This window comes from Caulobacter sp. 10L414, from assembly GCF_056395525.1.
Genome location: NZ_JBFTJR010000051.1, coordinates 1 through 22,362, shown reverse-complemented (window position 1 = coordinate 22,362; position 22,362 = coordinate 1). Strand labels below are relative to the sequence as shown.

Annotated in this window: 22 protein-coding genes; 16 read left to right on the top strand and 6 right to left on the bottom strand. The window is 69.0% G+C overall.

The features are described from left to right. Window positions 1–189: 189 nt before the first annotated feature. Entirely contained in the window at window positions 190–936 is a 747-nt protein-coding gene (locus AC1DCG_RS18860) for a hypothetical protein (protein WP_477030808.1), read from the top strand. 4 nt (window positions 937–940) lie between these two features. On the opposite strand, the gene AC1DCG_RS18855 is transcribed toward AC1DCG_RS18860, so the two are convergent. Further along, window positions 941–1,609 carry a hypothetical protein gene (locus AC1DCG_RS18855; protein ID WP_477030807.1) on the bottom strand — a complete coding sequence of 223 codons (669 nt, stop codon included), beginning with the start codon at window positions 1,607–1,609 and terminating at the stop codon, window positions 941–943. Window positions 1,610–1,740: 131 nt separating this feature from the next. On the opposite strand from AC1DCG_RS18855, the gene AC1DCG_RS18850 reads away from it, so the two are divergent. The 7 genes from AC1DCG_RS18850 to AC1DCG_RS18820 all read left to right on the top strand — a co-directional run bounded on the left by AC1DCG_RS18850 (window position 1,741) and on the right by AC1DCG_RS18820 (window position 8,561). Further along, a complete protein-coding gene (locus AC1DCG_RS18850) occupies window positions 1,741–2,472 on the top strand; it encodes a CPBP family intramembrane glutamic endopeptidase (RefSeq protein ID WP_477030806.1) in 732 nt (243 codons plus the stop codon). A gap of 140 nt (window positions 2,473–2,612) precedes the next feature. Then, on the top strand, window positions 2,613–2,747 hold the full coding sequence (rpmH, locus tag AC1DCG_RS18845; RefSeq protein ID WP_012284717.1) for a 50S ribosomal protein L34: 135 nt from the start codon (window positions 2,613–2,615) through the stop codon (window positions 2,745–2,747). A 113-nt stretch (window positions 2,748–2,860) separates the two neighbouring features. Further along, the gene (rnpA, locus tag AC1DCG_RS18840; RefSeq protein ID WP_165260947.1) at window positions 2,861–3,334 is read left to right on the top strand and encodes a ribonuclease P protein component; all 474 of its coding nucleotides are present in this window, start codon (window positions 2,861–2,863) and stop codon (window positions 3,332–3,334) included. Window positions 3,335–3,340: 6 nt separating this feature from the next. After that, a complete protein-coding gene (gene yidC / locus AC1DCG_RS18835; protein WP_165260949.1) occupies window positions 3,341–5,188 on the top strand; it encodes a membrane protein insertase YidC in 1,848 nt (615 codons plus the stop codon). Then, a complete protein-coding gene (yihA, locus tag AC1DCG_RS18830; RefSeq protein WP_165260951.1) occupies window positions 5,188–5,838 on the top strand; it encodes a ribosome biogenesis GTP-binding protein YihA/YsxC in 651 nt (216 codons plus the stop codon). The genes yidC and yihA overlap by 1 nt, the downstream gene beginning before the upstream one ends. A gap of 91 nt (window positions 5,839–5,929) precedes the next feature. Beyond that, on the top strand, window positions 5,930–6,106 hold the full coding sequence (locus AC1DCG_RS18825; RefSeq protein ID WP_477030805.1) for a hypothetical protein: 177 nt from the start codon (window positions 5,930–5,932) through the stop codon (window positions 6,104–6,106). Window positions 6,107–6,269: 163 nt separating this feature from the next. After that, a complete protein-coding gene (locus AC1DCG_RS18820) occupies window positions 6,270–8,561 on the top strand; it encodes a TonB-dependent receptor plug domain-containing protein (protein ID WP_165260955.1) in 2,292 nt (763 codons plus the stop codon). A gap of 90 nt (window positions 8,562–8,651) precedes the next feature. Here AC1DCG_RS18820 and AC1DCG_RS18815 read toward each other — a convergent pair whose 3' ends face one another. The 4 genes from AC1DCG_RS18815 to AC1DCG_RS18800 form a co-directional block, all read right to left on the bottom strand. Next, a complete protein-coding gene (locus tag AC1DCG_RS18815; protein ID WP_165260957.1) occupies window positions 8,652–9,455 on the bottom strand; it encodes a response regulator in 804 nt (267 codons plus the stop codon). Between the two features lie 268 nt (window positions 9,456–9,723). Beyond that, window positions 9,724–10,863, bottom strand: coding sequence for a hypothetical protein (locus tag AC1DCG_RS18810; RefSeq protein WP_477030803.1), 1,140 nt, complete (start codon window positions 10,861–10,863; stop codon window positions 9,724–9,726). A gap of 304 nt (window positions 10,864–11,167) precedes the next feature. Continuing rightward, window positions 11,168–12,454, bottom strand: coding sequence for an adenylosuccinate synthase (locus tag AC1DCG_RS18805; protein WP_477041604.1), 1,287 nt, complete (start codon window positions 12,452–12,454; stop codon window positions 11,168–11,170). Between the two features lie 120 nt (window positions 12,455–12,574). Then, a complete protein-coding gene (locus tag AC1DCG_RS18800) occupies window positions 12,575–13,183 on the bottom strand; it encodes an acyloxyacyl hydrolase (RefSeq protein WP_477030802.1) in 609 nt (202 codons plus the stop codon). A 112-nt stretch (window positions 13,184–13,295) separates the two neighbouring features. Here AC1DCG_RS18800 and AC1DCG_RS18795 point away from each other — a divergent pair, with 112 nt between their 5' ends. The 4 genes from AC1DCG_RS18795 to AC1DCG_RS18780 all read left to right on the top strand — a co-directional run bounded on the left by AC1DCG_RS18795 (window position 13,296) and on the right by AC1DCG_RS18780 (window position 18,087). Continuing rightward, window positions 13,296–14,264, top strand: a complete 969-nt coding sequence (locus AC1DCG_RS18795) for a threonine ammonia-lyase (RefSeq protein ID WP_477030801.1) — start codon at window positions 13,296–13,298, stop codon at window positions 14,262–14,264. A 132-nt stretch (window positions 14,265–14,396) separates the two neighbouring features. Continuing rightward, window positions 14,397–14,726 (top strand): endonuclease domain-containing protein, encoded by a 330-nt coding sequence (locus AC1DCG_RS18790; RefSeq protein WP_477030800.1) that lies wholly within the window; start codon window positions 14,397–14,399, stop codon window positions 14,724–14,726. A 185-nt stretch (window positions 14,727–14,911) separates the two neighbouring features. Continuing rightward, entirely contained in the window at window positions 14,912–16,579 is a 1,668-nt protein-coding gene (locus AC1DCG_RS18785; RefSeq protein ID WP_477030799.1) for a M28 family metallopeptidase, read from the top strand. A 119-nt stretch (window positions 16,580–16,698) separates the two neighbouring features. Beyond that, window positions 16,699–18,087: an L-serine ammonia-lyase gene (locus AC1DCG_RS18780; RefSeq protein ID WP_477030798.1), complete on the top strand. Its 1,389-nt coding sequence runs from the start codon at window positions 16,699–16,701 to the stop codon at window positions 18,085–18,087. A gap of 3 nt (window positions 18,088–18,090) precedes the next feature. Here the strand turns inward: AC1DCG_RS18780 and mutY are convergent, their stop codons facing one another. Next, on the bottom strand, window positions 18,091–19,143 hold the full coding sequence (gene mutY / locus AC1DCG_RS18775; protein WP_477030797.1) for an A/G-specific adenine glycosylase: 1,053 nt from the start codon (window positions 19,141–19,143) through the stop codon (window positions 18,091–18,093). Between the two features lie 62 nt (window positions 19,144–19,205). Here mutY and AC1DCG_RS18770 point away from each other — a divergent pair, with 62 nt between their 5' ends. The 4 genes from AC1DCG_RS18770 to AC1DCG_RS18755 all read left to right on the top strand — a co-directional run. Further along, window positions 19,206–19,754, top strand: a complete 549-nt coding sequence (locus AC1DCG_RS18770; RefSeq protein WP_477030796.1) for a DUF721 domain-containing protein — start codon at window positions 19,206–19,208, stop codon at window positions 19,752–19,754. A 108-nt stretch (window positions 19,755–19,862) separates the two neighbouring features. Then, complete coding sequence (locus AC1DCG_RS18765) at window positions 19,863–20,486, top strand: DsbA family protein (RefSeq protein ID WP_165257525.1); 624 nt, start codon at window positions 19,863–19,865, stop codon at window positions 20,484–20,486. A 2-nt stretch (window positions 20,487–20,488) separates the two neighbouring features. Beyond that, a complete protein-coding gene (locus AC1DCG_RS18760) occupies window positions 20,489–21,103 on the top strand; it encodes a thioredoxin domain-containing protein (RefSeq protein ID WP_477030795.1) in 615 nt (204 codons plus the stop codon). Window positions 21,104–21,118: 15 nt separating this feature from the next. Further along, the coding region (locus AC1DCG_RS18755) for an AAA family ATPase (protein ID WP_477041603.1) at window positions 21,119–22,362 on the top strand (1,244 nt) is incomplete at its 3' end.

Below are 22,362 nucleotides of genomic sequence, written 5' to 3'. Positions count from 1 at the left end.
CCTTGGCGGCCACGGGGATGGCGAGGAGCGGCGACCCTATGCGGTCATGTTTGATCGCCGTTTAACAGCGGACGAAATTTCTTGCCGAACCGTCGCGAATTGCTCGGCCTGCGTCTTTGACGTGTCGCGACGGCGTGGTTCAACTGTCCGTGGGTCTTGGCCCGAGGCCCTTTTGCTTGGAGCCCCCGCATGTCCGTTCGTCGCCAGCTTGTCGCCGCCGCCGCCCTGGCCGGGTTGATCGCCGGGGGCGTCGCCGCGCCAGCCCTGGCCCAGATCCCGGGGAACCTGCGCGACCTGGTGGGCGCCCGCGCCGCCGGCGGCGAAAGCGAGCTGCAGGCCCGCGGCTACGAGCTGGACCACGTGGACGAAGGCGGCTCGGCCAAGTTCGGTTACTGGCGGCGGGGCGACCAGTGCGTGCAGGTCACCACGCGCGACGGCCGCTACCTGACCATCGTCGAGGCCCGCAGCATGTGCCGCAAGAAAAGCTCGGGTCCCGACGCCTCGGCGGTGGTGGCGGGCGTGGCCATCGTCGGCCTGGCCGCCGCCCTGGCGGCCCACAAGAAGAACCACGACAACGCCGACCGCGATCACGACGCCGAGTACGAGCGCGGCTACCAGGCCGCCCTCTACGGCTCGGACTATGACGACCGCCACGAGAGCGAGGGCTATCACGAGGGCTACCTGGCCGGGCAGTCCGAGCGCGACAACCGCCGCTTCTCCAATTCCCGCTACGTGCGCAACGCCCCGCGCGCGGCCCAGGACGCCTGCTCGCGCCGCGCCGACGAGTACCAGAGCCGTCCCTACGGCAGCAGCGTGCCGATCAGCGTGCGCGACCTGGGCCGCGGCGACTGGGAGATGACGATGGCCACCGGCTCGTACCGCTCGCGCTGCACGGTCTCGTCCGACGGCCGCATCCGATCGATCAATCCGTACTGATCGCTCAGAACAGGGCGGCGGGGATCGCGATCAGCAGCATATAGACCGCCGCACGCGCCAGCGCGCCCAGCGCCGTGAGCGCGGCGGCCGCGCGACCGATGCCCAGGCGCCGGGACAGCCAGCGGGTTTCGGTGATCAGCAGCCAGCCGGTCGCCGCCAGGATGAGGGCGAACCCGGCCGCGCTCCAGGCGCCGCCTTGCTGCACCGCGTTCAGCCCCAGCGACAGGGCCAGGGCCGTGGGGGCGGCCAGGTAGCACTGGGCGTAGAACGGCTTGCGCAGCGTCTTGCGCGAGATCACCGCCCCTTCCTTGCGCAGCAGGGTCAGGGCCACGGTCAGCGGCGTCAGGCCAAACAGCAGGCAGCGGAACATCAGCAGGTTCTGCTGCGAGTCGAAGATCATCTTGGCCAGCGGCGAGGCGCCCGCGGGCTGGGGAACATGGGTCGCCCAGCCGATGATGTTGGCCATCACCAGCGTGATGATCAGCAGCACCGGCGGGTTGAGGGCGTCGTCGTAGCGCTGGTCTTCGGGCTGGCCTTCCTCGTGGTCGGAATAGGCCATGGCGGTCAGCGGGCGGGCCACGATCCGCGCCATGGTGCGCGGATAGAAGTAGAGCCAGGTCATGGCCTCGAAGAGCAGCTCCTCGAAGCTTCTCAGGATCTTCAGCAGGTCCACGTCGTGCGCCTCTTTCGTCGACCTTCCGGTGATAGCAGCGGCGTTCCGGACTTTCGACCGCCGCGAGCGCGGCGAGCGCTATACACGCCGGGCGAAGCTGGCTCCTATCTCCCGAAAGCGGAGCTTCGAGCATGGCCACGCGTCCCCGGCGAGACTTTCCCTATTATCGCGGCGAGCCGGTGACCTTGTCGGGAGCCGGCTGGGCGATGGCCCTAGGCGGCTGTGTCCTGGGGTTCCTCGCCCTGATCCTGATCCCGCGCGGCGAGGCCGGGCAGGCGCTGGGTCTCGTCGGGCCGCTGCTGTTCGTCGGCCTGCCCTTGGTCGGGCTGGCGCTGGCGGCGGGCAGGGGATGGACGGCGCTGTTTCCGCGGCCGACCGGGCGAGACCTGCTGCTGGGTCTGGTCTTCATGCCCCTGGCCCTGCTGGCGTCGGGGATCGTGGCCTTCTTCTACAGCAAGGCGGGGGCGGCCCATGCCAATCCCGCCACCGAGATCGTGGTCCAGCTGCCGGTCGCGCAGCGGGCGATCTTCCTGGCCGGCACGGCGCCGCAGCTGCTGGGCGAGGAGCTGGTGACCATCCTGCCGTTCCTGGCGATCCTGACCCTCTGCCATCGCCGGCTCGGCCTGCCGCGCGGCGCGGCGATCGCCATCGCCTGGATCGTATCGGCGATGATCTTCGGGGCGCTGCACCTGTCGACCTACGGCTGGAACATCGTCCAGGTGCTGCTGCTGATCGGCGTCGCCCGGCTGGTGCTGACGATTCCCTATCTGCTGACCAGGAGCGTGTGGGCCTCGTTCACCGCCCATATCTGCCTGGACTGGTCGATCTTCGCCTTCGTGCTATTGCAGGGGGCGCGGGGCTAGGCGGTCCAAGCCCTTGGCCTGACTCAGCTTCCGGCGCTTTTGCGCGGTTGACATCGTCCTGCTCGTCGCTTATCCACCGCCCCTCACTCGCGGCGGCCAACCGGCTTCCGCGTCAACGCTATTAGTTTCGGAGCCACGTCGTGAAGCGGACATTCCAGCCGTCGAAGCTCGTGCGAGCCCGCCGTCATGGCTACCGCGCCCGCATGGCCACCAAGAACGGTCAAAAGATCGTTGCTCGTCGCCGCGCCAAGGGCCGTAAGCGCCTGACGGCCTAAGAGCGGGGTTTCCCGCTCTTCTTTCCTGCTCCGGCAGGATCGTACGACATGACAAAAGCCGCCCCTTCCCAGAACCAGGCCTCCAGCCTGCGCCGGAAAGGGCGGCTTTTTTCATGACCGAATCCCAAGTCTCGGCCCCGGCTAAGGCCGGTCCGGCGATCGAGCGCCTCAAGGTGCGCGCCGACTTCCTCAAGGCCGCCAAGGCGCCCTCGCTGTCGCGCGGCGCCGTCTTCATGCAGCTGCGCCCGCGGGGCGACGAGAACGCCCTGATCCGGGTCGGTTTCACCGCCTCCAAGAAGGTCGGCGGCTCGGTGGAGCGCAATCGCGCCAAAAGACGCCTCCGTGAGGCCGCCAGACTGCTTCTCCCCCTTCATGGACGGCCCGGTTGCGACTATGTGTTCATCGCTCGCGGCGGCACGCGCTCGCGGCCCTGGGGGCGTTTGCTTGACGATGTAAAATCCGCGCTGGTAAGCCTCGCGGCCGAAATCGACCGTGGGGGGAAGCGTTCCCCGTCTGGACCAGTCTCCCCCGCGCCCGTCTCACCCCATTCGCACGCGCCTGCGTCCGATCCCTCCGATCCCGGTTAAGTGTCCATGCAGAACGACAACAAGAACACGCTGGTCTTCATCGTCAGCGCGCTGGCGATCCTGATCGGCTACCAAATCTTCGTGATGGGGCCGAACCAGAAGAAGCAGGAAGCGGCCGCGCGCGCCAAGAAGGCCGCCGAGGCCCAGGCCGCCGCCGCCAATCCGGGCATGGCCATCGGGCCGGACGGTCGTCCCCAGCCGATCAAGCTGTCGCGCGACGCCGCCAAGGCCGCCAGCCCGCGCATCCCGATCGACACGCCCACCCTGTCGGGCTCGGTGTCGCTGAAGAGCGGCAGCGTCGACGACCTGCTGCTCAAGCGCTATCGCCAGACCACTGACAAGGCCTCGCCGCCGGTCGAACTGCTGCGCCCCGCCGGTGCGGAGAACGCCTTCTTCACGCTGTTCGGCTGGAGCGGCCAGAACCTCGGCGCCATGCCGGGCGAGAACACGGTGTGGACCGCCGCGCCGGGCCAGACCCTGCGTCCGGGCTCGCCCGTCACCCTGACCTATGACAATGGCGCTGGCCTGGTGTTCAACCGCACCATCGCCGTCGACGCCGACGCCATGTTCACCGTCACCGACAGCGTCCGCAACAACGGCGGCCAGCCGGTGTCGATCACGCCCTACGCCTCGGTGCGCCGCTGGGGCGTCCCGGCCGACCTCGGCAAGAACCACATCGTCCATGAAGGGGCGATCGGCATGCTGGGCGAGAAGGACTACAAGCTCGAGCAGTCCAAGTACCAGAAGTGGAAGAAGGACAAGCCGCAGCAGACCATCACCTCGGTCGGCGGCTGGACCGGCATCACCGACAAGTACTGGCTGACCGCGCTGATCCCGACCCAGAACGAGCGCATCAACGCCCAGTACAACGTCACGCCCGTCGCCGGCGTCGACGTCTACGAAGCCAACTTCGCCGCCGTCGCCAAGACCGTGAACCCGGGCCAGACCGTCACCGAGACGACCCGCCTGTTCGCCGGCGCCAAGACCGTGCCGCTGCTGCGCAAGTACGAGTACGGCGACGGCCAGGCCCCGGCCTGGTGGCAGTTCTGGGACAAGAAGGCCCAGGCCATCCCGCGCTTCGAGTGGGCCGTGGACTGGGGCATGTTCGCCCTGATCACCCGCCCGATCTTCAACGTGCTGGAGATCTTCTACAAGCTGGTCGGCAACTTCGGCATCGCCATCATGCTGCTGACCGTCGCCCTGAAGCTCATCCTCTATCCGCTGGCGGACAAGAGCTACGAGTCGATGGCGAAGATGAAGAAGGTCGCCCCCGAGGTCGAGAAGCTGCGCGCCAAGCACAAGGACGACCCTGCCAAGCAGCAGCAGGAGATGATGGCGCTGTACGCCAAGGAGAAGATCAATCCGTTCATGGGCTGCGTGCCCATGCTGATCCAGATCCCGGTGTTCTACTCGCTGTACAAGGTGCTGACGGTCACGATCGAAATGCGCCACGCGCCGTTCTTCGGCTGGATCCAGGATCTGTCGGCGCCGGATCCGACGACGATCTTCAACCTGTTCGGCCTGATCCCGTGGGATCCGGGTTCGCTGCCCTTCCTGGGCGCGATGATCGCCCACCTGGGCGTGTGGCCGCTGCTCTACGGCTTCACCATGTGGCTGACCACGGCGATGAACCCGCCGGCCGGTGATCCGATGCAGCAGAAGATCTTCCAGCTGTTCCCGATCATCTTCACCTTCACGCTGTCGGGCTTCGCCGTCGGCCTGGTGATCTACTGGTGCTGGAGCAACGTGCTGACGATCGTGCAGCAGTACATCATCATGCGCCGCTACAAGGTCGACAACCCGATCGACAAGATCATCGGCCGGCTGACCGGCAAGACCGCGACGGCGACCTGATGACCGATCCGATCGAACCGCTGTACTCCGACGAGGAGATCGAGGCGGCCCGGGTGCTGTTCGCCCAGCCGGTCTCGTTCATGATGGGGGCCGTCCGCATGGACGGCCTGCCGCCCGCCGACCTGCCGGAAGTGGCCTTCGCCGGCCGCTCAAACGTCGGCAAGTCGAGCCTGATCAACGGTCTCGTCGGCCAGAAGTACCTGGCCCGCGCCTCCAACGAGCCGGGCCGCACGCGCGAGCTGAACTTCTTCCTGCTGGCCGAGCAGCTGCGCCTGGTCGACCTTCCGGGCTACGGCTTCGCGCGCGTCTCGCGCTCGACGGCCAGCAAGTTCCAGGACCTGGGCCGCCAGTTCCTGCGCGGCCGTCCCAACCTCAAGCGGGTCTACCTGCTGATCGACTCGCGCCACGGCCTCAAGAAGGTCGACGCCGAGGCGATGGACGCCCTCGACATCTCGGCGGTGTCCTACCAGATCGTCCTGACCAAGGCCGACAAGATCAAGCCGGCCGAGGTCGACAAGGTCGTGGCCGATACGCTCAAGGCCATCGCCAAGCGCCCGGCCGCCTTCCCGCGGGTGATCGCCACCTCGTCGGAAAAGGGCCTGGGCATCCCCGAACTGCGCGCCGAGATCCAGCGCACCTGCCTGGCCTGACGCTCGACCAGTCTGCGAAGACACGACGCCGCGAAAGCCAGCCGCTTTCGCGGCGTCTTTCGTTCCGGCGCCGGCCTGCTAGCTTGGCGGCATGTCGCCTGTCCTGCGCCGTCGCCTCATCCTCGCCGCCCTGGTCATGGGCGTGCTGGCCAGCATCCTGCTGCTGAACAGGGGGCTGCAGGGCGAGCCGCGGCTGGGCCAGCTGGCGGTCGTGTTGTTCCTCGGCTGCGTCGGCGGCTTCTCGGTCTGGGCGCGTCGTTTCAAGTAATCCGTGCACGGATCATCCGCGCACCTACATAAAACCGCAATAAAACTGTCGCCGAAACTTCTCTGGCTCAGAAGTTGTGGCGAAACTATGCCCTCCCCCGACAAGAACACCCGTGTCCCCCGGTGTCGGGCCGAGGGCGCGGAGTGTCCGTGGGGATGTTCCGATGAAGAAGACCGCTCTGCTGGCGCTGTGCGCCATCGCTCCGCTGGCGATCGCCGCCCAGGCCGCGGCCGCCGACGTCGCTCCGGCCGACGCGCCGATGGCCACCGCCGAAGCGCCGGTCACGGCCTCGGAAGTCGTGGTCCAGGCCCAGATCGCCTACCGCAACCGCAGCGAAGAGACTGCGCCGGTCCTGCAGTACGACCTCGACTACTTCCAGCGCTTCGAGCCGCTGACCGCCGGCGACGCCCTCAAGCGCGTGCCTTCGGTGGCCTTCCTGTCGGACGTGCTGGAATCGGACGGCGTGCGCCTGCGCGGCCTCGACCCGGCCTACACCCAGATCCTGATCAACGGCGAGAAGGTCCCGGGCGCCGGCTCGGGCTCGGGCGCGTTCGGCGCCGGCGCCGACGGCTCGTTCTTCGTCGACCGCATCCCGGCCGAACTGATCGAGCGCATCGAGATCGTCCGCAGCGCCAGCGCCAACCGCAGCGGCGACGCCGTCGCCGGCGCCATCAACATCGTGCTGCGCGACGCCTACGCCCTGGACGGCGGCTTCGTCCGCGCCGGCGCGATGATGTTCGACGACAAGCGCATCCGCGAGACCGTCGGCGGCGTGTGGGGCGGCCAGGTCGGCCCCGGCCGCCTGCTGGTCGGCGCCAACATCCAGGGCCGCCGCAATCCCAAGCAGAAGCTGTCGCTGCGCTATGACGAGCCGAACGGCACGCTCGACAACAGCGAAGTGCAGACCGACGTCCGCAACGGCACCGACTATTCGGTCAACGCCAGCTACCAGGTTCCGCTGGCCGGCGGCGATCTGGACCTGGCCGGCTTCTTCGTGCGCACCGATCGCTTCCAGGACGAGGACTCGATCGAGTACGCCAAGGACATCCGCACCAACGCCAACATCCAGACGATCAACAACAACGACGTCCAGATCGACCAGGACAGCTGGTCGCTGACCGGCAAGTACAAGCGCGACATGCTGGGCGGCCGCACCGCCGTGAAGCTCGGCTACGCCGGCTTCAAGGGCGAGGAAGCCGAGTTCGAGGACGAGATCGAGTACCTGCGCGACGCGATCCCGTTCCCGGACGGCGACCGCATCACCCGCGACAAGTCGCGCCGCGAGATCGACGACACCGAGTTCTCGGCCAAGATCGAGCACGAGCGAGACCTGGCCATGGGCGCCGAGCTGGAATTCGGCCTGCAGTACGAGAAGAAGGAACGCGACACCCTCTTCACCGAGGTTCCGCGCAACCGCTACAACCTGCCGGCCTCGACGGTCCCGGCCTTCGGCGCCTACGCCCCGATCGCCGGCGGCGACGCCACCTTCGAACAGACCCGCCTGGACCCCTACGTCATGCTGTCGGGCAAGTCGGGCTCGCTGAAGTGGGAAGCCGGCCTGCGCTACGAGACCACCGACGTCTCGATCGAGGACCGCACCTCGGGCGACACCTACGACAACGACTACAAGATCCTGCTGCCGTCGGCCTCGCTGCGCTACAACCTGACCGCCAGCGACCAGCTGTACGCCGCCACGGCCCGCACCGTGCGCCGCCCCAGCTTCGAGTACCTGTCGCCGGCGACCCTGGAAGCCGAGCTGGGCGACAACGACTTCACCGGCGTGCCCACCCTGAAGCCTGAAACGGCCTGGGGTCTGGACGTCGGCTACGAGCGCCGCCTGGGCCGCTCGGGCGTCGCCGGCGTCAACGTGTTCTACCGCAAGGTCAACGACCTGCTGGAGCTGTACAACACCGGCGCGGAAGGCAGCGAGGGCGACGGCACCTTCGTCTACTCGGCCCGCAACGCCGGCGACGGCAAGGTCTGGGGCATCGAGTTCGACCTGTCGACGCCGCTGACCTTCGTCGGCCTCGACAACACCGGCGTGTTCCTGAACTACTCGTGGCTGGACAGCGACATCGACGACGAGTTCGGCTCGCGCAAGTTCAACAGCCAGTCGGACTACGTGCTGAACGTCGGCTTCATCCAGGACCTGCCGACCTGGGGCGCCTCGTTCGGGGCCACCTACCGCAAGCAGGGCGAGGCCTACAGCCGCGTCGTCGGCGAGGAAGTCACCACCACCTACGGCGGCGACCTGGAAATCTTCGTCGAGAAGCGCATCGGCAAGGACCTGACCATCCGCCTGACCGGCTCGAATCTGCTGGACGCCTCCAAGAAGGAGAGCTTCAACAAGTTCACCACCATCGAAGACCAGAACGACCGGAACTTCGACGAGTACGAGCTCGAGCGCGAGCAGGCCGGCCCGGTGTTCCAGCTGATCGCCCGCATGGCGTTCTGATCGGAACCCATCCGGTTCGAAATGCAGAAGGCGGCGTCCGAAAGGGCGCCGCCTTTTTCTTTGTTCCTCCCCCTTCAGGGAGAGCGAAAATCAGGCCGCGCGGCCGTTGCTGTCGTCGGTCATGAAGCCCATCAGCACGTCGATGCGCTTGACCAGTTCGGCGCGGGCCATGGCGCCGGTGACCTCGACCTGGGTCATGGCGCCCAGGGCGTTGGCGGCCTCGATCAGGCGCGGCTCCTTCACTGCCTCGCCGACGGCGCGCAGTTCGGCGGCCTGGGCGGCCAGGGCGCGGCGGGCCTGGGCCGGGTCGCTGTCCAGCGACTGGGCGGCCGACTTGACGATGCGCAGGGCCTGCGAGAGGCGAGCGGCGGGCGTGCCGGCCTGGTCGGCCTTGCGCTTGCGCGGGCCCTTGTACTCGGCCGAGTTGAAGCGGCGGCGGTCGGGGCCGACATACTGCACGGCCTCCACCCAGTCGCGCGGCTTCATCGTCACCGCTTCGAGGCGCCGTTCCAGATCCTTGATCGTGAACGGCTTGCGCATGAACTCGTGGATGCCGGCGTCGCGGGCGCCGAAGATCGCCTCGGCCGTGGCTTCGGCGGTGCACATGATGATCGGGGCCTGGCGGCAGGCCAGGTCGCTGCGGCGGATCTTCTTGGCCAGGGCCAGGCCGTCGACGCCGGCGCTGGAATGCTCGACGAAGATCATCTGCGGGTCGACGGTGCGCACCATGCCCCAGCCCTGCTCGATGGTCGGGGCGGCGAAGACCTGCACGTTGCCCACGTGGCGCAGCTGGTCGCCCAGCAGGCGGACGGCGGCCGTGCTCGGGTCGACGACCAGCACGCGCTGCATCTTGGCGGCGATGCGCTGCAGGGTGCGGGGGTTGCCGTCGAACACGGGGCGGGGTCTCCAGAGGATCGAACCCGACTCTTACGCTCAGGAGGGTAAAAAACCGCTTGATGAACAGGCGTCGACCTGTGCGACGGATCGACGGCCTAGGCGTATGGCATTTACTCGACAGGCGCCCTCAAACCCGTTCTTCCCCGCGAAGGCGGGGACCCAAGCTGGGTCTGCGGGTTGCCCACGGTCCCGCCCGCCCTCGAAAGGCAGCTTGGGCCCCCGCCTTCGCGGGGGGCTCGGTGGGATGTGTGAATGTCGATCCGGCCTAGATGGCCAGCGAGGCCGACAGCCCGGAGTCGAAATCCTGCAGGATGTCGACGGCTTCTTCCACGTCGACGATGGCCGGCTGGCCCTCGGGGAAGCGGTAGCGCCAGAAGCTGGCGATGTGCGAGATCACGCCCACCTTTTCGCCGAGCGACAGGAACATGTCGGGCGCGCGCAGCAGGAACTCGCGGAAGGCCTGGGGCTTGCCGTTGTCGATCAGGTCCTCGAAGGCGTCGTCATAGACCTTGATCGTGCGCAGCACCGCGGCGCGCTCCAGCACCACGCCCTGCTGCAGGCGCTTGCGGGCGTCGTCGACATAGCGGGCGGTCTCGGCCTCGCGGGCGCCGGTGATGATCATCTGGCCGATCTCGCCGGCCGTGGCGGTCAGCTGCGGCCACAGGCGGGTGAGCATCCACTTGTAATAGAGGAAGCCCTTCCAGCTGAAGACGCCTTCCTTGAAGCTCTCGCCCTCCAGCACCAGGGTCTCGCGCAGCGGCTCCAGCCGCTCGTCGACGTCGGTGGACAAGAGGGCCTCGACCAGGCGGGCGGCCGCCGCGCCGTTGACCCGGCCGCTGTCGCGGTAGGCCAGGTCGATCAGCCGCGAGATCTCGACGGCCACGAAGCCCTGCATCTGCTCCAGGTCGCCCGGCGACAGGGCGAAGTAGCAGGGGGCCACGATCATGCCGTGGCGGCGCAGGTGCTCGCGCAGCAGGAACGGGTCCAGCGAGGGCAGCATGTCGATCATGCGCAGCGTCGCCAGGTCCCGCGTCATGTCGGACGGGTCGTTGCAGGCCTCGCGCAGCAGGTCGATCCAGCCGCGCTGGCCGACGAAGAACGACTGGCCGCCCAGGGACAGGTCGCTGCGCTCGAACGGGATGATGATCTTGGTCGCGGTCGGTCGGGCTTCGTCGAACAGGAACAGGTCGTCGCTGCGCAGGCGATGCTTGACGATCAGGGCGTTGTTCAGGATCCGGTTCCGGAACAACGGATGCTGGGAATATTCGGGGCGCTGGCTGCTGTCGGCGGCGATGGCCAGCAGGTTCAGCACGCGGCTGGTCGACGCCGTGCGCTCCAGCGCGCGCAGGCTGCGCGTCAGGCGGTCCGGCTTGCGGACGGGAGCGAGCTTTCGGCGCGCGGACAAGGTCAGGAACCCCCTCGGTTACGAAGGGAACCCTAGCGGCCGCGACCTAAGCAAACGCTAACCGTGACCTTGGGTAGTCCCCGGAATGGGGGTTAGCGGAGAGCGGGAGCGCCGGCTCGTAATCCACCTCTCCCATAGGGAGAGGGAGGGGCCCATGCGAAGTATGGGAGGGTGAGGGGTTACGAAGTTTTCCGAACGGGGCAGGGGGATGAGGGGGACGGGACGTCAGACGTCTTACCCCCTCACCCTCCCACGCCTGCGGCGCGGGCCCCTCCCTCTCCCCATGGGAGAGGTTTCAGAAAGGTCAGCCCGCGAACGGGTCGCGCATCAGGATGGTGTCGTCGCGCTCGGGGCTGGTCGACAGCAGGGCCACCGGGGCGCCGATCAGTTCTTCGACGCGGCGCACATACTTGATGGCGTTGGCGTTGAGGTCCTTGAACGAGCGGGCGCCGGCGGTGCTTTCGCTCCAGCCTTCGATCTCCTCGTAGACCGGCTCGGCGGCCGCCTGGTCGCGCATGCCGGYCGGCAGGTAGTCGACGATCTTGTCGCCGATCTTGTAGCCGACGCAGATCTTCAGGGTCTTCAGGCCGTCCAGCACGTCCAGCTTGGTCAGGGCGATGCCGTCGATGCCGTTGATGGCCACCGACTGGCGCACCAGCACCGCGTCGAACCAGCCGCAGCGGCGCGGACGGCCGGTGTTGACGCCGACTTCGCGGCCGACGGTCGACAGGTGGGTCCCGACCTCGTCATCGAGCTCGCAGGCGAACGGGCCCTCGCCGACGCGGGTGGTGTAGGCCTTGACGATGCCCAGCACGTAGCCCGGGCCCTTGGGGCCCATGCCCGAACCGGCGGCGGCCTGGCCGGCGACGGTGTTGGACGAGGTGACGAACGGGTAGGTGCCGTGGTCGACGTCCAGCAGGGCGCCTTGCGCGCCTTCGAACAGGATGCGCTTGCCGGCCTTGTGGGCCTGGTCCAGCACGCGCCAGGCCGGCTGGGCGAAGGCCAGGATCTGCGGCGCGATCTCCATCAGCTGGTCGAACAGCTGGCCGGCGTCGGCGTCCGGCAGGCCAAGGCCGCGGCGCAGGGCGCCGTGGTGGCTGAGCAGGCGCTCGATCTTCGGCTTCAGGGCTTCGGGGTCGGCCAGGTCGGCGACGCGGATAGCGCGGCGGCCCACCTTGTCCTCGTAGGCCGGGCCGATGCCGCGGCCGGTGGTGCCGATCTTCTGGCTGGAGGCGGCTTCACGCGCCTGGTCCAGGTCGCGGTGCAGCGGCAGGATCAGGGTGGCGTTGTCGGCCAGCACCAGCAGGTCGGGGGTGATGGCCACGCCCTGGGCGGCGATCTTCTCGATCTCGCCCAGCAGGTGCCAGGGATCGACGACCACGCCGTTGCCGATGACCGAGGTCTTGCCCTGCACCACGCCCGAGGGCAGCAGGGCAAGCTTGTAGACCTTGCCGTCGACCACCAGCGTGTGGCCGGCGTTGTGGCCGCCCTGGAAGCGCACGACGACGTCGGCTCGGTTGGAGAGCCAGTCGACGATCTTGCCCTTGCCCTCGTCGCCCCACTGGGCGCCCACGACGGTCACGTTGGCCATGATAGAGATATGCCTTGTCACCTGCCCGGTAGCGCCCGCGGCCCTTCGACAGGACTCGGCGGCGGACGTTCGTCAGATTGTCGGTGACGGGCGGGGGTCGGCGGGCGACCCCCGTTGAAGTCAGAAGGCGTAAAGCAGGCGCACGCCCAGATCGTCAAGCCCCTGGTTCTTGCCTTGGTGGAAGATCTGGCCGTTCGACAGGTGCACGTAGGACAGTTCGGCCGCCCACTTGTCGTTGAAGCGGTAGCCCAGGGCCAGCTCCGGCTGGAACAGCACCTTGGAGCCGAAATCGATGCGGGTGTTGTAGAGCTTCAGGCGGCGCTGGATCTCTTCCTGGCTGATGCCCGGCTCGTTGACCGGCGGCAGGCCGGTCTCGCCGTCGGTGTAGGCCAGGCCCATGCCCGGACGGAAATAGAAGCCGCCCTCGTCGCCGAAGTCGATCGGCCAGGAGAAGCCGGCGGCCACGAAGTTGGAGGTGTTCTCGCTGTTCAGCGACACGAAGGCGTGGACCTGCGGCTTGCCCAGCCAGGTCAGGTTCTCCAGGCGGTCGGTGCGGTAGCCCAAGTGCAGGTCGACCCCGTCCTCGCGGCCGGCGGCGCCCAGGCCGACGGCCTCGCCGATGAAGGTGACGTCGTGCTTGTAGGCGCCGACGATCAGTTCGCCAGCCGAAGCGGCGGTCGCGCAGGCGAGCGCGGCGCCGGCCACGGCGGCCAACAGTGCGATTTTCATGATGTCTGACCCCTCAGCAGTATCCGGCTCCCTTATGGCGCGAACTTCTCGTGCGAGCTAGAGCAGGTCGGAACGAAAGGCGCGGCCGTGGCCGCCTTGCAACCGAGGGCTCATGACCGTCTCGCTCGCCGACATCCAGGCCGCCGCCGAACGCCTGAAGGGCCAGGCCGTGGTCACGCCCCTGCTGGAGAGCGCGGCCCTGTCGGATCGCCTGGGCGGCAGGGTCTTCGTCAAGCCCGAGACCCTGCAACTGGCCGGCGCCTTCAAGTTCCGCGGCGCCTACAACCGTCTCTCGCAGTTCACTGAGGAAGAGAAGGCGCGCGGCGTCGTGGCCTTCTCGTCCGGCAATCACGCCCAGGGCGTGGCGCTGGCGGCCGACAAGCTGGGCATGCCGGCCCTGATCGTCATGCCGGCCGACGCGCCGTCGGTGAAGGTCGAGGCTACGCGCGGCTTCGGCGCCGAGATCCGCTTCTTCGACCGCTTCAAGGAAGACCGCGAGGCCATCGCCGCGGAGATCGCCGCCGAGCGCGGCATGATCGTCGTGCCCTCCTACGACGATCCGCACATCATCGCCGGCCAGGGCACGGTCGGGCTGGAGATCATCGCCCAGGCCGAGGCCGCTGGCGCTGCGCTGGACAAGGTGCTGTGCCCGATCGGCGGCGGCGGCCTGATCGCCGGGACCTCGACGGCGGTGAAGGCGCTTTCGCCCGCCACCCAGGTCTGGGGCGCCGAGCCGGCCGGCTTCGACGACACCCGCCGCTCGCTGGGCAGCGGCCATCGCGAGGTGATCGATCCGGAGGCCCGCTCGTTCTGCGACGCCCTGCTGGCCCCGACGCCGGGCGCCCTGACCTGGCCGATCAACAGCCGCACCCTGACCGGCGTCGCCGCCGTCACCGACGAGGAGGTGGCCGCGGCCATGCGCTGGGCGTTCATGCACCTCAAGCTCGTCGTCGAACCCGGCGGCTGCGTCGCCCTGGCCGCCGCGCTGGCGGGCAAGATCGACGTCAGGGACCAGGCGACGGTGATCGTGCTGTCGGGCGGCAACGTGGATCCGGCGGTGTTCGCGGGGGTGCTTTCCTGATCCTTCTCCCCTTGCGGGAGAAGGTGGCGCCGAAGGCGTCGGATGAGGGTCTCTCAGAATTCAACGCCGAGAACGGGAGTATGCCGTTTATCACAACTTGAAATTGTTCTCAATTTGTTCCAAGCTCCGGCCATGGCCGCCCTCGCTCAAGCTCGCCACATGCGCCGTGCGCCCGTCGCCACCGAACGCCTGCTATGGAGCCTTCTGCGCGACCGGAAGCTGGACGGCTTGAAGTTCCGACGGCAGGTTCCGCTCGGCCGCTACATCGCCGACTTCGTCTGCTTCCGGCATCGGCTGGTGGTCGAGGCGGACGGCCCGCACCACGAAGATCGCGACCGGGATTTGGTTCGCGATTCCTGGCTCCGCGAGCAGGGTTTCCGCGTCATGCGGTTTCCGAACCGGGCCGTTCAGGACGATCGGGAAACCGTCCTCGCGACGATACTGGCGGCCTGCGGTCGCTAGCCGTCGCCGTGTGCGGCGGCGCCCGCCTTCGCCCCCTCATCCGACGGCCTTTGGCCGCCACCTTCTCCCGCAGGGGGAGAAGGAAGCCTAAGCACGCCCACTTTCTCCGCACCCCCTAGCGGCGGTCAAAACCTCCCGCTAGGGTCCGCGACCTCGAAACGAACCGCTCGAAAAGAGTAGCGACGATGAAACGCCTTCTCCTCGCAACCGCGCTGATCGCCGCGCCGATGATCGCGCAGGCCGCGGATGCGCCCAAGATCGATCCCGCCCGCCTGTCGCAGCACATCAAGGTGCTGTCCTCCGACGAATTCGAGGGCCGCGGTCCCGCCACCGAAGGCGAGAAGAAGACCGTCGCCTACATCACCGAGCAGATGAAGGCGATCGGCCTGGAGCCGGCCGGCGACCTGCAGACCGACGGCAAGCGCGCCTGGACCCAGGACGTGCCGCTGGCCAAGTTCGAGATCGCCGGGCCGGTCAGCGCCCACGTCATGGCCGGTCCCGACCACGTCATGCTGAGCCAGGGCGAGCAGATCGCCATCCGCGCGGCGATGACCAATGTCGACAAGGTGTCGATCAAGGACGCCCCGCTGGTCTTCGTCGGCTACGGCGTCAAGGCGCCCGAGCGCAACTGGGACGACTTCAAGGGCGTGGACCTGAAGGGCAAGATCGCCGTCGTCCTGATCAACGACCCCGACTTCGAAAGCGGGCCCGATACCAAGAATGGGGGCGACTTCGGCGGCAAGGCCATGACCTATTACGGCCGCTGGACCTACAAGTACGAAGAGGCCGCCCGCCAGGGCGCGGCCGGCCTGCTGATCATCCACGAGACCGCCCCGGCCTCCTACGGCTGGGCGACGGTGAAGAACTCCAACACCAACACGATGTTCGACATCGTGCGCAAGGACCCGACCAAGAGCCACCCGGCCCTGGAAGGCTGGATCCAGCGAGACCTGGCCGTCGACCTCTTCAAGAAGGCCGGCCTCGACTTCGAGACCCTGAAGAAAGAGGCCCAGACCCGCGGCTTCAAGCCGGTGGACCTGAAGGCGACCTTCTCGGCCGACTACGCCGTCAAGCACGAGGTCATCGTCTCCAAGAACATCGCCGGCCGCGTGAAGGGCACGAAGTATCCGGACGAGACCATCATCTACAGCGGCCACTGGGACCACCTGGGCGTGGGCCTGCCGGACGCCAAGGGCGACAAGATCTATAACGGCGCCGTCGACAACGCCGACGGCATCGCCGCCCTGCTGGAGCTGGGCCGCGCCTTCAAGGCTGCGCCGGCGCCGCAGCGCTCGGTGATGTTCCTGGCCGTGACCGCCGAGGAAAAGGGCCTGCTGGGCTCGGAGTACTACGCGGCCAACCCGCTGTTCCCGCTGGCCAAGACCGTCGCCGACCTCAACATCGACGCCCTGTCGGCCGCCGGCCCGGCCAAGGACGTCACCACCTCGGGCGACGGCAAGGTCGACTTGCAGGACATGCTGGTGGCCAAGGTGAAGGAAGAGGGCCGCTACTTCACGCCCGACCCGGTGCCGCAGGCCGGCCACTTCTACCGCTCGGACCACTTCCCGTTCGCCAAGCGCGGCGTGCCTGCGATCTCGGTCGGCTCGGGCAACGATCTGGTGAAGGGCGGCAAGGAAGCCGGCGAGAAGGCCGAGGCCGAGTACAACGCCAACCGCTACCACCAGCCGGCCGACGAGTGGTCGGCGGACTGGGACCTGTCGGGCCAGGCGATGGACATCGGCCTGTTCTACAAGGTCGGCGCCGACCTCGCCAACGCGCGCACCTGGCCCGAATGGCAGGCCGGTTCGGAGTTCAAGGACCTGCGCGACAAGACCAAGGCCGACCGGAAGTAAGAGCAAAACAGCCCGATCACCCCCGCGAAGGCGGGGGCCCAAGCCGAGTCGACCGCGCGCGCCGTGGCCTGCTCAGCTTGGGTCCCCGCCTTCGCGGGGAAGAACGGTGAATAAGAACAATGACCGCCTCCGTCTTCGATCTCTTCAAGCTGGGCGTCGGCCCTTCCAGCAGCCACACCATGGGCCCGATGACGGCGGGGGTGATGTTCGTCGAGCGGCTGCGCGCCGCCGGCCGGCTAGCCCTGGTTTCCCGGGTCGAGACCCGGCTCTACGCCTCGCTGGCCCTGACCGGCAAAGGCCACGCCACCGACCGCGCCGTGATCCTGGGCCTGATGGGCTTCGCCCCGGCGCAGCTGGATCCCGACGCCGGCGAGGCCGCGCTCGCCGAGACCAAGGCCACGCAATGGATGATGCTGGGCGGCGAGGTCGGCATCGGCTTCGACGAGGCCCGCGACATCGTCTTCGCCGGCCACGAGCGCCTGCCCCAGCATCCCAACGCCCTGACCTTCACGGCTTACGACGCCGAAGGCGGCGTGCTGGCCGAGCGCACCTATTTCTCGATCGGCGGCGGCTTCGTGCGCGACGAGAGCGAGATGGGCCGCAACGCGCCGCCCGAAGAAGGCCCGCCGATCCCGTTCCCGTTCGAAAGCTCGGCCGACCTCCTGGAGCGCGCCGAGCAGGCGGGCCTGACCATCGCCCAGGTGATGGCCGCCAACGAGCTGGCCAGGATGAGCGAGGGCGAGATGAACGCCGGCCTCGACCGCATCTTCGGGGCCATGGAGGCCTGCATCGACCGCGGCATGCGCGAGGACGGGATCCTGCCGGGCGGCCTGTCGGTCAAGCGCCGGGCCCGCCAGATCCACCAGACGATCCTGGGTCGGATGGAGCGCCAGATGAGCGATCCGCTGGCGGCCATGGACTTCGTCAACCTGTGGGCCATGGCGGTCAACGAGGAGAACGCCGCCGGCGGCCGCGTCGTCACCGCCCCCACCAACGGCGCTGCGGGCCTGGTGCCGGCCGTGCTGCGGTTCTTCGTGCGCTTCCACAAGGGCACGCCCGAGCAGATTCGCATCTTCCTGCTGACGGCCGCGGCGATCGGCGCGCTCTACAAGCGCAACGCCTCGATCTCGGGGGCCGAGGTCGGCTGCCAGGGCGAGGTGGGCGTGGCCTGTTCGATGGCGGCCGGCGGCCTCTGCGCCGCCCTGGGCGGCACCAACGCCCAGATCGAGAACGCCGCCGAGATCGGCATGGAGCACAATCTGGGCCTGACCTGCGACCCGATCGGCGGCCTGGTGCAGATCCCCTGCATCGAGCGCAACGCCATGGGCGCCATCAAGGCCATCGACGCCGCGCGCCTTGCCCTGCTGGGCGACGGCCAGCACTCGGTTTCGCTCGACAAGGTCATCGCCACGATGAAGCGCACCGGCGAGGACATGAACGAGATCTACAAGGAGACCTCGCTGGGCGGCCTGGCCGTGGGCCTGTCGGTCAACCGCGTGGAGTGCTGAGGGCTAGACCAGCCGCTCCAGGCCCGCCCGCGCCGCCTTCAGGAACACGCTGGGCAGGGCGGTGAGGCCCTCGTGTGGGGTCCAGACGAAGTCGCCGGCGACGTCGGCTTCGGCGACCATCACCCGCAGGGTCAGCGAGAAGTGGGTGAAGAGGTGCTCCACCGCCCCCAGGTCGCGCCAGGGCGCCAGGATCGGGGCGGCGCGGGCGGCCTCGTCATCCGTCCACGGGCGATCCCGCCAGTCGGAGGTCGGCAGGCCCAGCATGCCGCCCAGCAGGCCCTTGTCGGGACGCCGCACCAGCGCCGTCTCGCCCCGGCGGCTGACCACATAGGCCACGCCGTGGCGGCGGGGGCGGTCGGCCTTGCGGGTCTTGCGGGGATAGGTTTCCGGCGCGCCCTTGGCCCTGGCCGCGCAGAAGGTCTCCACCGGGCAGCGGTCGCACAGCGGGGCCTTGGGCTTGCAGACCGTGGCCCCCAGGTCCATCAGCGCCTGGGCCCAGTCGCCGGGGCGCTCGCCCGTGACCAGCAGGCCGGCCAGGCGCTTCAGTTCCGGCTTGGCGTCGGGCACAGGGGCCTCGACCGCGAACAGCCGCGCCATCACCCGCTCGACATTGCCGTCGACCACGTTGGCCGGCCGGTCGAAGGCGATCGCCGCCACGGCCGCGGCGGTGTAGGCGCCCACGCCCGGCAGGGCCAGGAGGCCCGCCTCGGTGTCGGGGAACTCGCCGCCGTGCTGGCTGGCCACCGCGCGGGCGCAGGCCAGCAGGTTGCGGGCGCGGGCGTAGTAGCCAAGGCCCGCCCAGGCGGCCATCAGCTCGCCGTCCTGCTCGGCCGCCAGGGCCTCGACCGTGGGCCAGCGCTGGGTGAAGGCCAGGAAGTAGGGCGTGGCGTGCGGCACGGTGGTCTGCTGCAGCATCACCTCCGACAGCCACACCCGGTAGGGATCGCTGCGCAGGCCCATGGCGCCGGCGGCGGGGCCGGTTCGCCACGGCAGCACCCGCGCCTCGCGGTCGTACCAGGAAAGCAATGCGGAGCGGATCGCGGCGACGTCGGTCATTGTCCGCCTCCTATCGCAAATCCGCGCGCGATAGGGGAGAGGCATGCTAGCATGACGCCGCAATGTATCGCCGCACGCTGCCCACGGCCGACGAGGCCCTGAAGATCCTGTCGCGCCGCCGCACCCGGCCGCCGATGCGCGTGCCCCCGCCGGCCGGCAAGAGCCTGGCCAAGTTCATCCGCGAACTCGACAAGAAGCACGGCCAGGGCCCCGGCGCGCTGCAGGCCCGCTGGAAGGAGATCGTCGGCGAGAGCCTGGCCCGCCGCACCGAACCGGTCCGCATCATCAAGAGCCGCACCGGCGAGGGCGGCACGCTGGAACTGCGCGTCGACGGCCCGGTGGCCTCGCTGATCCAGCACCAGGTGCCGCAGATCACCCAACGCCTCGACCTGCTGCTGGGCAAGGGTGCGGTGACCCGGCTGCGGATCGTCCAGGGCCCCGTGCGCGTCGCCGCGACGGCCGCCTCGGCCCCGCCGCGTCCGCGCCGCCGCCCGCCGCTCGACGCGGCCAAGGAGCGCGACCTGGCCGCCGGCCTGTCGGACCAGCCCGACGGCCCGCTGAAGGAGGCCCTGCTGAAACTCGGCCGGGGCGTCCTGCGCAACGAAAGTTGACAACCTTCGCGGGTTGCCGCTGATGCGCGAAAGCCTCATCCGCGCCATTTTCTGGCTGCTAGAGAATCGCGCTTAACTTCACTGTTCACGTTCGAGGAAGACCCGACCATGCGCTCGCCCCTTCGCCGGATCCTGCTCGCCGCGACCCTGGTCGCCAGCGTCGCCGGCCTGTCCGCCTGCAACAAGACGGGTTCGACGGTCACCGCTGACGACATGAGCCTGGGCAACCCCAACGCCAAGGTCACGGTCATCGAGTACGCCTCGGCCAGTTGCGTCCACTGCGCCCGCTGGAACGAGGAAGTCTTCCCGGCCTTCAAGCAGAAGTACATCGACACCGGCAAGGTGAACTACGTCTACCGCGAGTTCCTGACCGCCCCGCCGCAGGTGGCCGCCGCCTCGTTCCTGCTGGCCCGCTGCGCCGGCAAGGACAAGTACTTCTCGGTGCTGGATTCGGTGTACCGCTCGCAGGAAGAGATGTTCTCGACCGGCGACTATCGCGGCGTGCTGCTGCGCATCGCCCAGTCGTCGGGCCTGAACGAGCAGCAGTTCGACGCCTGCGTCAGCGACGAGAAGGCCCTCAAGGCCCTCAACGACCGCATCGAGCGCTACTCCAAGGAAACCGACATCAAGGGCACCCCGACCTTCGTCATCAACGGCAAGAAGCTGAACGAAGACGGCGGCGAGGCCCCGCTGGCCCAGCTGGACGCCGCCATCGCCGCGGCGAGCAAGTAGGCATGACTCTGGACCGGCGCGCGCTGATCGTATCGGGCCTGGCGGCCGCGACCGCCATGCCTGCGCTGGCGCGCGCCGCGCCCTTGCCGGCCCAGCCCGGCGACCACGTGCTGGGCTCGGCCAAGGCCAAGGTGCAGATCGTCGAGTACGCCTCGATGAGCTGCGGCCACTGCGCCCACACGGCCATGGAGGTCATGCCGGCGATCAAGAAGCGCTACATCGACACGGGCAAGGCCCGGCTGGTGTTCCGCGAGTTCCTGACCCCGCCCTACGACCTGGCCGGCGCCGGCTTCCTGCTGGCCAACCGCGTGCCGCCGGCCCGCTATTTCGAGGCCGTCGACGCGATCTTCGCGGCCCAGAAGACCATGTACCAGACCGGCGACTACTGGGGCGGCCTGCTGGGCGTGGCCAAGCGCTTCGGTCTGACCGAGGCCCAGCTGGAAGCCACGCTGAACGACAAGGCCGCCCTGGCCGCCCTCAACGCCCGCGTCGAGGCCGCCGCCAAGCGCGACAAGATCGAGGGCACGCCGACCTTCTTCGTCAACGGCGCCGAACTGGTCGGCGACGTCACGGTGGAAGACCTGGCCCAAGCCATCGACAAGGCCCTTAAGGCCTAGAGGGCGGGCGCGGCCGTGCAGTTCCAGCGCCTGCGCCTGTCCGGCTTCAAGTCCTTCGTCGAGCCGACGGAGTTCCGGATCGAGCCTGGCCTGACGGGCATCGTCGGGCCCAACGGCTGCGGCAAGTCCAACCTGCTGGAAGCCCTGCGCTGGGTGATGGGGGCCAACTCCGCCAAGGCGATGCGCGCCGGCGGCATGGACGACGTGATCTTCGCCGGCAGCGGCAATCGTCCGCCGCGCAACCACGCCGACGTCACCCTGACCATCGACAACGCCGACCGCACCGCGCCGGCCGCGTTCAACGACGATCCGGTGCTGGAGGTCGTGCGCCGCATCGATCGCGGGGCCGGCTCGACCTACCGCATCAACGGCCGCGAGGTGCGGGCCCGCGACGTCCAGCTCTTGTTCGCCGACGCCTCGACGGGGGCCAATTCGCCGGCCTTGGTGCGCCAGGGCCAGATCAGCGAACTGATCGGCGCCAAGCCGCAGAACCGCCGCCGCATCCTGGAAGAGGCCGCCGGGGTCTCGGGGCTGCACACCCGCCGCCATGAGGCCGAGCTGCGCCTGCGCGCCGCCGAAAGCAATCTCGCCCGGCTGGAAGACGTGGCCCGCGAACTTGAGACGGCGCTGAACCGCCTCAAGCGCGAGGCCCGCCAGGCCGAGAAGTACAAGCGCCTGTCGGCCGAGATCCGCGCCGTGCAGGGCGCGGTGCTGTTCGCCCGCTGGACCGAGGCCCGCGACACGCTGGAGCGCACCCAGTCCGAGGCCACCCAGTCGGCCCGCGACGTCGAGGAGACCGCCCGCGCCGCCGCCGCCGGCCAGGGCGCGATCGTCACCGCCGAGGCCGCCATGCCGCCGCTGCGCGAAGAGGCGGCCATCGCCCAGGCGGTGCTGGGCCAGCTGGCCATCCAGAAGGATCGCGCCGAGCGCGACGCCCAGGCGGCCGCCGCCGAGTTCCAGCGCCTGTCGGCCGATCTTTCCCGCATCGACGACGACCGCGCCCGCGAGCAGCAGGCGGCCGAGGACGCCGGGCGCTCGCTGGCCCGCATCGAGCCGGAACTGGCCGAGGTGCGCGGCCTGATCGCCGCCGCGCCCGAGCGCGGCCCCGAGCTGGAGACCGCCGCCAAGGCCGCCGAGGCCGCCCGCGCCGAGGCGGACACCGCCGTCGAGCGCCTGGCCGCCCAGTCGGCGGCGGAAGAGGCCCGCGCCCGCGCCGCGGCCCAGCGGCTGGCCGAGGCCGAAAGCCGTCTGGCCCGCAC